This is a genomic window from Janthinobacterium sp. AD80 (assembly GCF_002878455.1).
Lineage (GTDB): Bacteria > Pseudomonadota > Gammaproteobacteria > Burkholderiales > Burkholderiaceae_D > Janthinobacterium.
Window position 1 is genome coordinate 1 of the sequence record NZ_NRDQ01000247.1, and the last position, 2,889, is coordinate 2,889.

General features: G+C 67.0%; 2 protein-coding genes and 1 pseudogene. All 3 read right to left on the reverse strand.

Annotated elements, in window-relative coordinates; translation table 11 throughout:
- A pseudogene (locus JaAD80_RS27970) lies at positions 1 to 242 on the reverse strand (hypothetical protein); the annotation flags it as partial.
- A gap of 1 nt (position 243) precedes the next feature.
- A complete protein-coding gene (locus JaAD80_RS27975; protein ID WP_102299414.1) occupies positions 244 to 1,593 on the reverse strand; it encodes a CpaF family protein in 1,350 nt (449 codons plus the stop codon).
- A gap of 36 nt (positions 1,594 to 1,629) precedes the next feature.
- The gene (locus JaAD80_RS27980) at positions 1,630 to 2,802 is read right to left on the reverse strand and encodes an AAA family ATPase (protein ID WP_258003229.1); all 1,173 of its coding nucleotides are present in this window, start codon (positions 2,800 to 2,802) and stop codon (positions 1,630 to 1,632) included.
- Positions 2,803 to 2,889 lie beyond the last annotated feature (87 nt).

A 2,889-nucleotide genomic window follows, 5' to 3' on the forward strand; every position in this document is an offset into this window, starting at 1 on the left:
TTCACATGTGGCGGCAGCCGCTCCAGCAGTTGCTGCAGCAGCGGCTGCTGCGACAGCAGGCGCCGCTTGCTGATCGACAAGACCGTACCGCCGCCCGCATCGCCGCCGCTGGCATTCCTCACGCGCTGGGCCAGGCGTCCCGGCGCGCGGTTGCGCATGCCGCGCCACAGCAGGTACAGGCCGGCCGACAGCAGCAGGGCGGCGGCGAAGACGAGGGCGCCAAACAGCAACAAGAGCGCCATCTCACAAGCCCTGCCGCGTCGGTTCAAACAGCCCGGCCGGCACGCTGATGCCGAAGGTGTGCAGGCGTTCGAGGAAACGCGGGCGGATGCCCGTCGAGGAAAAGTGGCCCAGCACGGTGCCGCCCTCGCCCACGCCCGTCTGGCGGAAGCTGAAGATTTCCTGCATGGTGATCATGTCGCCCTCCATGCCCGTGATTTCCTGGATCGAGGTGACCTTGCGTTTGCCGTCCGTCAAGCGCGACACCTGCACCACCACGCTGACGGCTGAGCTGATCTGCTGGCGCATGGCCTTGCTGGGCAGGCTGGCCGCCGCCATGCTGATCATGTTTTCCAGCCGCGTGATGGCGTCGCGCGGGGTATTCGCGTGGATGGTGGCCATCGAGCCTTCGTGGCCCGTGTTCATGGCGCCCAGCATGTCGAGCGCCTCGCCGCCGCGCACCTCGCCCAGGATGATGCGGTCGGGGCGCATGCGCAGCGCATTGCGCACCAGCGCCCGCTGCGTCACCTCGCCCTTGCCTTCGATATTCGCCGGCCGCGTTTCCAGGCGCACCACGTGCGGCTGCTGCAGTTGCAGCTCGGCCGCGTCCTCCACCGTGACGATGCGTTCGGTGGCGCCGATGAAGCCGGAGATCACGTTGAGCATGGTGGTCTTGCCGCTGCCCGTGCCGCCGGAAATGAGGATGTTGATTTTCGCCTTGCCCAATCCCTGCAAAATTTCCGCCATGCCCGCCGTCAGGCTGTCGTAGGCCACCAGGTCGGCCAGGCGCAGCGGGTCGGCCGAGAAGCGCCGGATCGACATCACGGGCCCGTCGATGGCCAGCGGCGGGATGATGGCGTTGACGCGCGAGCCGTCGGGCAGGCGCGCATCGACCATCGGGCTCGATTCATCGATGCGCCGGCCCACGCGCGAGACGATCTTGTCGATGATTTTCATCAGGTGCGCGTCGTCGATGAAGCACACGTCCGTCAGCTCCAGCTTGCCGCGCCGCTCGACGTACACGCGCTTGTGCGTGTTGACGAGGATATCGGACACGCCGGGATCGGCCAGCAGCACTTCCAGCGGGCCAAAGCCCAGCATTTCGTGCTGGATGTCGCGCGTCAGGTTCTTGCGTTCGAGGTCGTTGATGACGACGGCTTCTTCTTCCAGCAGGCGCTCGACCAGCAGGCGCAGCTGTTCACGCACCTGCTCCGGCGACAGGCGCTGCAGGTTTTCCAGGTCCACCCTTTCCATCAGCAAGGCATGCATGCGCTGCTTGAGCAGCTGGTAGGCGCGATTGTCGATATTGCCCGCGCGCTGGTGCGTGTGCAGCTGGCCCAGGCGTTCGCGGATGGGGATGGGAGCGGTATGCATGCGGGGTCCTCGTCTCAGTCGGTGGTGTCAGTCGCTTTACGCGCGGCGCAGCAGGCGGCCCAGCCAGCCATCCTGCGCGGCGATGGGGGCCGCGCCGCCCAGGCGCCGGGCAAATTCCTGCAGCGCCCGCGTGATGGGGCTGGCCGGCGCCAGCTGCAGCACGGGGATGCCCTGGTTGACGGACGCGGCGGCCGCCTCGTAGTGGTTCGGCACCGTCATGTAGATATCGCTGGCATAGGCGTTGACCAGGTCGAGCACGCTGATCTCGCCGCCCTTGTCGTGGCGGTTGAGCACCAGGTGGACTTTTTCCATCGGGTATTCCAGCGAGCGGAACACGTCGAGCAGGCGCTTGCCGTCGCGGATGTAGGGCAGGGTGGTTTGCAGCACGGGAAAGATCATGTCGGCCTGGTCCAGCGCGCGGATGCTGATGGCGTCGAGGCTGCGGCCGATGTCGAGCACGATGAAATCGTAATGCCGGCGCGCCAGCTGCAAGATGGCGTCGACATGCTCGGGTTTCACGTCGTTGGCCTGGGTCGGGTCTTCCGGCGCGGCCAGCACGCCATAGTTGGGCAGCACGTTGAGCATGCTCGAGGCGAGGAACGAGGGGTCGAGGCGGTGGATCTGCTGCGCCACGTCGGCCAGCGTGGCCAGCGGTTTTTGGTCGGAGACAAACAGCGAGGCGTCGCCGAACTGCAGGTTCATGTCGATCAGGGCCACGCGGCTGTCGCCCTGCGCCGCCAGCGCATACGCCAGGTTGGTGGCAAGGAAGGTGGCGCCGCTGCCACCCTTGCAGGAAATAAAGGCCAGCAGCTTGCCATTCGCGTCGCTGCGTCGCTGCAATTTTTCTTCCACCCGTTCGATGGCCTGGTACAGGCAGCCGGGCGGCGCCGGATAGTCGAGCACTTCGCGCACGCCGGCGCGCATGGCTTGCAGCAAAAAGTCCGGCGTGTGCTGGCGGCACAGCAGGATGAAGGCGATGCGCGGCTGCACATTGCCCAGCCGCTCGACGGCGTCCAGGTCGCCCCGCTCGATGCTGGGCTGGTCGAGGATCAGCACATCGGGCGTGCTGGCCGGCGGCAGCCGGTCGAGCCGGCCCAGGATCTTCTCGATCTGGTGCGTCGGATTGCGCGCGCGCAACAGCGCGGCGAGCGCATCGAGGCTTTTGGCGTCGAGCGAGACGATGGCGACCTTCACGTGATGGCCTTTCATCGCTTGCCCAGGCCGATGACAGGCGCGGCGGCGGGCGCGGGCGGGGCCACCAGGCTGTCCTGGTAGCGCTCGTAGGCGGCCACGCCG

Coding starts and splice junctions, on each gene's coding strand:
- JaAD80_RS27975 (WP_102299414.1), bottom strand. CDS start 1,593: ATGCATACCGCTCCCATCCCCATCCGCGAACGCCTGGGCCAGCTGCAC.
- JaAD80_RS27980 (WP_258003229.1), bottom strand. CDS start 2,802: ATGAAAGGCCATCACGTGAAGGTCGCCATCGTCTCGCTCGACGCCAAA.